The sequence below is a fragment of the Novosphingobium capsulatum NBRC 12533 genome (genome assembly GCF_001598375.1).
GTDB classification, from domain to species: Bacteria; Pseudomonadota; Alphaproteobacteria; order Sphingomonadales; family Sphingomonadaceae; genus Novosphingobium; species Novosphingobium capsulatum.
The window spans coordinates 143,464-150,269 of sequence record NZ_BCYV01000004.1; the positions used below are offsets into that span (position 1 = coordinate 143,464).

Here is a 6,806-nt window from a genome sequence, read left to right on the forward strand (position 1 = left end):
GATCACTGCCCCCCGTTGGGCGCGGCACCGCCCGCCTGGGTGCCGCCAGAGGCCGGGCTCGGCGTTGGCTGCGGCTGGGGCGCATCGGGTTCGGGCGCCGGGGGCGCAGCGTCGGTTTGCGGCGCGGCCGGCGCGGCGGGCGGCTTGTTTTCGTCTTCCACCACCTGGCTTGCCTGCGCCTCGTCGGGCGCCCGCGGGGCACTGGCGCCATATTGCGCGGCAAACGTGTTGTAGCGGGCGGCCATGCGCTGCTGCACGTTGCCGCCCCAGCCCTTTTCCAGTTCCTCCAGCGCGGCCATCGCCTTGGCCGGATCGAACAGATAGGTCATCACGTCACGTGCGATCGGATAGGCGCTGGGCGAGCCGCCGCCATGTTCGATCGCCACGGCGCAGGCATAGCGCGGCTTGTCGAACGGCGCGAAGCAGATGAAGTGGCCATGGTCGCGCCGCTTCCATTCCACGTTCTTGCCATTGCCGTGTTGCAGGCCAACGACCTGCGCCGTGCCGGTCTTGCCGGCCATCAACACGCCATCGATCGGGATGCGTGCCTTGCCCGCCGTGCCGCGCCCGTTGACCACTTCGTTCATCGCCGCATGAATGAGATCAAGGTGTTCCTGGGCAAAGCCCATCGAGGGCGGAGGCGCGGCATGCTTGTCGAGCATCAGGCGCGGGGTGAGTTGCAGGCCCGAGGCGATGCGCGACACCATCGTTGCCTGCTGCAGCGGGTTCACCAGCATGTAGCCTTGGCCGATGGTGGCATTCACCGTGTCATAGATCGCCCATTCCTTGTGGTACTTGCGCAGCTTCCACGCGGGATCGGGCACCGTGCCATAGGATTGGCCGGGATAGGGCATGGGAAATTCCTGGCCCAGTCCCAGGCGCCGCGCCATGGCGGCGATCTTGTCCATGCCGATCTGCTGGGCAAAGTGATAGAAATAGACGTCGCACGACTGATAGATGCCCTTGAGCATGTCCGTCTGGCCGTGGCCGTGGTGGTTCCAGCAGTGGAACACGCGGTTGCCCACGCGCAGCCCCCCGGCGCAGTTGACCGAGGCCTTGGGATCGAGGCCGGCCTCGAGGAACGAGAGCGCGACCAGCGGCTTGACCGTCGAGCCGGGCGGATAGAGCCCGCGCAGCACCTTGTTGCGCAAGGGTACGTGATCGTCTTCCGACAGCATCTTCCATTCGATGCGGCCGATGCCGTCGGAAAAGCTGTTGGGATCGTAGCACGGCATCGACACCATCGCGAGGACGTCACCGGTGGCGCAGTCCATTACCACGACCGAGCCGGATTCCAGGCCAATGCGCCGCGCCGCATAGTCCTGCAGCCCGCCCAGGATGGTCAGCTGGATCGGCTGGCCGGGCACGTCTTCGCGCGTGCCCAGGTCGCGCACCACGCGGCCAGTTGCCGTGGCCTCTACCCGGCGCGCGCCAGGCACCCCGCGCAGGCGGGTTTCGAAATGCTTTTCAAGACCATCCTTGCCGATCTTGAAACCCGGTGTGATGAGCAGCGGATTGTGTTCGCGCTCGTAATCCTCGGCCGAGGCGGGACCGACATAGCCGACCAGATGCCCCACCGACGGCCCGGTGGGATAATAGCGCGAATAGCCGCGCTGCGGGATCACGCCGGGCATCTCGGGCAGGCGCACGCTGACTGCGGCAAACTTGTCCCAGTCCAGCTTGGCGGCCACTTCCACCGGCTGGAATCCGCGCACCTTGTCGAGCTTGTCCTTGATGTCGCTGACCTTGTCCGCCGTCAGTCCGAGCAGGCCCGACAGCTTGGACAGGGTATCGTCGGGATTGACCAGACGATCGGGGATCACGTCGACGCGGAAATCGGCACGGTTGGAGGCCAGCGCGGCGCCATTGCGATCGAGCACCCAGCCGCGCCGCGGCGGGATCAGCGACAGGTTGACGCGGTTGCTTTCCGACGCCGCCTTGTACTTGTCGTTCTCGAAGATCGCGAGATAGGCCAGGCGCGTGGCCAGCAGCACGCCGACGCTGGCCTGGGCCATGCCCAGCACGAACGTGCGGCGTTCAAAGCGGTTGGTCAGGATTGCCGAAGTCAACGGCAGCTTCTGCTTCACGTCACAGCCTTTTGAGCGGGAGCAGGCGAATGCGATCGAGCAGCGCGACAATGCGCGTGACCACGGGATGAAGCAGCACGGTCAGCAGCACCTGCGGACCGACCGTGACGGGCAGGGGATAGCTGGTGACCAACCCGGCAAAGGCCGCGGTCAGCACGACATAGGCGCTCAGCAGCGTGGCAGCGGTCAACCAATCCTGGATAAAGCCGCGCCACAGGAACTTTTCATCGATCACGTCCATCGCCAGCATGGTGAGGGACCACAGCACGATGCCGCTGCCAAACGGCTGGCCGCTGTAGAGATCGTCGAACAGGCCGAGCGGCAGCCCGGCCCAGATCGGCAGCAGCGTGGGCCGCAGCAGGCGCCAGCCCAGCAGCGTCATGAAACCAAGCGGTGGCAGCACCGGCGCCGAGGCGACCACCGGTGAGAAGGTCACCATCGATGCCAGCATGATCGACAGCCACGGCAAGCCCTTGGCCAGAAACGGCAATGGCCCGCGATTGAGGCGTCGCCGCACAAGGTCTTCGGGCCGTGCGGGCAGAAAGGGGAGCGGCATCGTGGCGGGCCTTACGGGGTGTTGTCGTCGGCCGGCGGCGGGGGCGCGGCCTTTTGCGCGGCCACCAGCGCGGCCTGGGCATTGGCTTGCCAGGCGGGCAGCACCACCACGAAATCAGCATCGGCCGGATCGCTGGCAAGGTGGCCCGTGGCGCCATCGCGGTGCGGCTGGGTGGCCACGGCCACCGGGATGCCCGGGGGATAGAGCCCGCCCGAACCAGAGGTTACAAAGACATCGCCGGTGCGCAGCGTGGCGACGCCGGTGTTGATCAGGCGGATTTCGATCTTGCCGTTGGCGCCGCCCTGGACGAACGCGGTCAACCCGTCGGACGCGCGACGCACGGGCACCACGTTGTCAGGATCGGTGACCAGCAGCACGCGCGCGGTATCCGGCCCTGTTTCCACCACGCGGCCGATCAGGCCACCCGCGGCGCGCACTGGCTGCCCGTTCTGCACGCCCTGGTGGCTACCCACCGACAGCACGGCAAAGCGCCGGGTGGAGGTGGCGGTAGAACCGATCAGGCGCGCGCCGGTCACCGGCTTGAACGCGGGGTCGACAATCCCGAGCAGCGCCTTGAGCCGGGAATTTTCCTGTTGCAGCGCATGCATCGTCACTGCATCGGCCCGCGCGGCCTGCACTTCGCGGGTGAGCGCGGCGTTCTGGCGGCCGGCGTTGAAGTAGGCGCCGATCGCCGCGAACACACCCTGGCTGGCGCTGCGCGTTTCCGCGCCCGCCTGGCCCAGAGGGCGCGCCACTTCGCTCGCGGTGGTGCGGGCAAAGGCAAAGGCTTCCGGGTTGAACATCGAGACGCCAAGCACGACGAGACCCGCCACGACGCCGACAACGGCGATCACGTAGCCAGTAAAGATCCCGTATTGCGCCCTGCGCGAAAAGCCCGGGCGCCGGTCAGGCGACCGCGCCATGATATTCTACCCCTGATACTCTACACTATGCCAAAGCCAGAGACGCGATGAAGGCCGGCTGAACCGTCCTGGCACCGCGTGCATCCCTGGTTCCAAATCCGGCATTCCTCAGGCGGTCATCAGCACGCCGCGATAGATCGGATCTTCCATGGCGCGGCCGGTGCCGAGCGCCACGCACGACAGCGGATCTTCCGCCACGCTCACCGGCAGGCCGGTTTCCTCGCGCAGGTGCTCGTCCAGCCCGCGGATCAACGCGCCACCACCGGTCAGCACGATGCCCTGGTCGACGATGTCGGCGGCCAGTTCGGGTGCGGTGTTTTCCAGCGCGATGCGCACGCCTTCGACGATGGCGCCGATCGGTTCAGACAGCGCCTCGGCCACGTTGGCCTGGGTGATGGTGATTTCCTTGGGCACGCCGTTGACCAGGTCGCGGCCTTTGATGTGGATGGTTTCACCAATGCCATCGGCCGGCATCGTGGCGATGCCGTAATCCTTCTTGATCCGCTCGGCCGTGGCTTCTCCAATGAGAAGATTGTGGTGCCGGCGGACATAGCTGACGATGGCTTCGTCCATCTTGTCCCCGCCGACACGCACCGAGGTGGTATAAGCCAGGCCGCGCAGCGAGAGCACGGCCACTTCGGTGGTGCCACCGCCGATGTCGACCACCATCGAGCCGACCGGCTCGGTGACGGGCATGTCGGCACCGATCGCGGCGGCCATCGGTTCGAGGATCAGATAGACTTGGCTGGCGCCGGCATTGCTGGCCGCGTCGCGGATCGCGCGGCGTTCCACCGAGGTGGAGCCTGAGGGCACGCAGATCACGATTTCCGGGTAGCGCAGCAGGCTCTTGCTGCCGTTCACCTTGCGGATGAAATGCTTGATCATTTCTTCCGCCACTTCGATGTCGGCAATCACGCCGTCGCGCAGCGGGCGGATCGCCTCGATGCTGTCGGGCGTCTTGCCCATCATCATCTTGGCGTCATCGCCCACGGCCTTGACCTTCTTGATGCCGTTCAGCGTTTCGATGGCAACGACCGAGGGTTCGTTGAGAACAATGCCGCGATCCTGGACATAGACGAGGGTATTCGCCGTGCCGAGGTCGATCGCAATGTTCTGGGAACCGAACTTGAAGAATCGGGAAAACATCGATGCCATCAGAAAATCCGTGTGATTCGCGCGCGGTACCAACCGCAATGGGTGGCCTATGCGCAAAAGTGAGCGCCCGGGGAAGGCGGCTCATTAGCGCAAGCGGGGGGGAAAACCCAATATTTTGTGCACTGCCGGCATGGGATAACTCATGCTGCCCGTCTCGAAAAAGGGCACGTTCGTCGCTACCTTGCCACGATCATGGCCAGCACCCCTCGCGTAATCCGCCGCCTGCCCGACACGCTGATCAACCGCATCGCCGCGGGCGAGGTGGTCGAGCGCCCCGCCAGTGCGCTCAAGGAGCTGGTGGAAAACGCGATCGATGCCGGTGCGGGGCAGATTTCGGTGCGTCTGGCCGAAGGTGGCCTGGGCCTGATCGAGGTGACCGACGATGGCTGCGGCATGCGCGCGGACGAGATCGCCCTGGCGCTGGAACGCCACGCCACGTCGAAATTGCCGGACGAGGCGATCGAGCTGGTTGCCACGCTGGGCTTTCGTGGCGAAGCTTTGCCCTCGATCGCCTCGGTCGCGCGGGTCACCATCGAAAGCCGCAGCCGCGCCGATGGCGAGGCGTGGAAGCGCACCATCGACCATGGCGCGCTGGTGAGCGAAGGCCCGGCCGCGCTGCCGCCCGGCACGCGGGTGCGGGTGGAAGATCTGTTTGGCAAGATCCCGGCGCGGCGCAAGTTCCTGCGCAGCCCGCGTTCGGAATGGGCGTCCAGCCTCGATGTCGTGCGGCGCCTGGCCATGGCGCGGCCCGATATCGGCTTTACGCTGGAGCATGACGGGCGTCGCGCGCTGCATGTTCAGCCCGGTGACACCCTGGCCGCGCGCGTGGCGCAACTGGTGGCACGCGAACTGGCCGACAATGCCGTGGCCGTCGATCTGCTGCGTGGCGACTATCACCTGATGGGGGTTGCGGGCCTGCCGACCTACAACCGTGGCGTGGCCGATCACCAGTACCTGTTCGTCAACGGCCGGCCGGTGAAAGATCGGCTGCTGCTCGGCGCGGTGCGCGGCGCCTATGCCGATATGCTGGCGCGTGATCGCCATGCCGTGCTGGCGCTGTTCCTTGATGTGCCGGCCGCAGAGGTGGACGTGAACGTCCATCCTGCCAAGACCGAAGTGCGCTTCCGCGACAGTGCGCTGGTGCGCGGGCTGATCGTCACCGGCCTGCGCCAGGCGCTCTCCACCGGCGATCGCCGCTCTGCCCAGGCGCCCGATGCCGGCGCGATGCGTTCTTGGCAGGCCGAACCGGTTGCGCCGGCGCCACTCTTCACCCCGCCACCCGCGCCAGAACCGGCGCGCCAGGGCAGCATCTTCACGCCGTCCTATCAGCCCGCCCGCGTGAGCGAGGCGGGGCAGGCCTGGCGCGGCTATGAAGCCGGCGTGATGGCGCCGCCCGTGGCCCGTGCCGAAACCGCGGCCGAGCCGGTGCCCGAGGCGGTGGAGCATCCGCTCGGCGTGGCGCGGGGCCAGGTGGCCAAGACCTATATCGTGGCTGAGGCAAGCGATGGCCTGGTCATCGTCGACCAGCACGCCGCGCACGAACGCCTCGTCCTCGAACGCCTGCGCGCCGCTGGCGCGGGCGAGGGCACGGCTCCCGCCCAGGCCCTCTTGCTGCCCGAAGTGGTCGACCTCGATGAACCATCGTGCGACCGCCTTGAAGAAGCCGCCCCGCGCCTTGCCGATTTCGGCCTCGCGCTCGAACGCTTTGGCCCGGCGGCCATGCTGGTGCGCAGCGTGCCGGCAGCATTGGCCAAGGGCGATGTCCAGGCCCTGGTGCGCGACGTGGCTGATGACCTCGCCAAGCACGGTGACGCACTATTGCTGGGCGAGCGGCTCGACCTGGTGCTGGCAACGATGGCCTGTCACGGCTCGGTGCGCGCCGGCCGCGTGCTGTCGGTGCCGGAAATGAACGCCCTGCTGCGCGAAATGGAAGTGACCCCACGCTCTGGCCAATGCAATCATGGCCGGCCGACTTGGGTGAAGCTGGCCCACGGCGATATCGAGAAGCTGTTCGGGCGGAAATAAGATCCTCCCTCCGCATAGCGGGGGGAGGGGGACCGCGCGCGTAGCGCGTGGTGGAGGGGG

At 66.9% G+C, this 6,806-nt stretch carries 5 protein-coding genes; 1 reads left to right on the forward strand and 4 read right to left on the reverse strand.

All coding sequences use genetic code 11. The features are described 5' to 3' along the window. Positions 1-2: 2 nt before the first annotated feature. From mrdA to SCA01S_RS01715, 4 genes are all read right to left on the reverse strand, one after another. The gene (gene mrdA, locus SCA01S_RS01700) at positions 3-2,087 is read right to left on the reverse strand and encodes a penicillin-binding protein 2 (protein WP_062782239.1); all 2,085 of its coding nucleotides are present in this window, start codon (positions 2,085-2,087) and stop codon (positions 3-5) included. 1 nt (position 2,088) lies between these two features. Beyond that, positions 2,089-2,643 carry a rod shape-determining protein MreD gene (locus tag SCA01S_RS01705; protein WP_028657394.1) on the reverse strand — a complete coding sequence of 185 codons (555 nt, stop codon included), beginning with the start codon at positions 2,641-2,643 and terminating at the stop codon, positions 2,089-2,091. An 11-nt stretch (positions 2,644-2,654) separates the two neighbouring features. Continuing rightward, positions 2,655-3,566 carry a rod shape-determining protein MreC gene (gene mreC / locus SCA01S_RS01710; protein ID WP_062782242.1) on the reverse strand — a complete coding sequence of 304 codons (912 nt, stop codon included), beginning with the start codon at positions 3,564-3,566 and terminating at the stop codon, positions 2,655-2,657. A gap of 108 nt (positions 3,567-3,674) precedes the next feature. Next, positions 3,675-4,721 carry a rod shape-determining protein gene (locus tag SCA01S_RS01715; RefSeq protein ID WP_022674563.1) on the reverse strand — a complete coding sequence of 349 codons (1,047 nt, stop codon included), beginning with the start codon at positions 4,719-4,721 and terminating at the stop codon, positions 3,675-3,677. 192 nt (positions 4,722-4,913) lie between these two features. Here SCA01S_RS01715 and mutL point away from each other — a divergent pair, with 192 nt between their 5' ends. After that, complete coding sequence (mutL, locus tag SCA01S_RS01720) at positions 4,914-6,746, forward strand: DNA mismatch repair endonuclease MutL (protein WP_062782245.1); 1,833 nt, start codon at positions 4,914-4,916, stop codon at positions 6,744-6,746. Positions 6,747-6,806 lie beyond the last annotated feature (60 nt).

Bases quoted from the DNA above. Each gene is read 5' to 3' on its own strand.
- SCA01S_RS01705 (WP_028657394.1), bottom strand. From the start codon at position 2,643: ATGCCGCTCCCCTTTCTGCCCGCACGGCCCGAAGACCTTGTGCGGCGA.
- mreC (WP_062782242.1), bottom strand. From the start codon at position 3,566: ATGGCGCGGTCGCCTGACCGGCGCCCGGGCTTTTCGCGCAGGGCGCAA.
- SCA01S_RS01715 (WP_022674563.1), bottom strand. From the start codon at position 4,721: ATGGCATCGATGTTTTCCCGATTCTTCAAGTTCGGTTCCCAGAACATT.
- mutL (WP_062782245.1), top strand. From the start codon at position 4,914: ATGGCCAGCACCCCTCGCGTAATCCGCCGCCTGCCCGACACGCTGATC.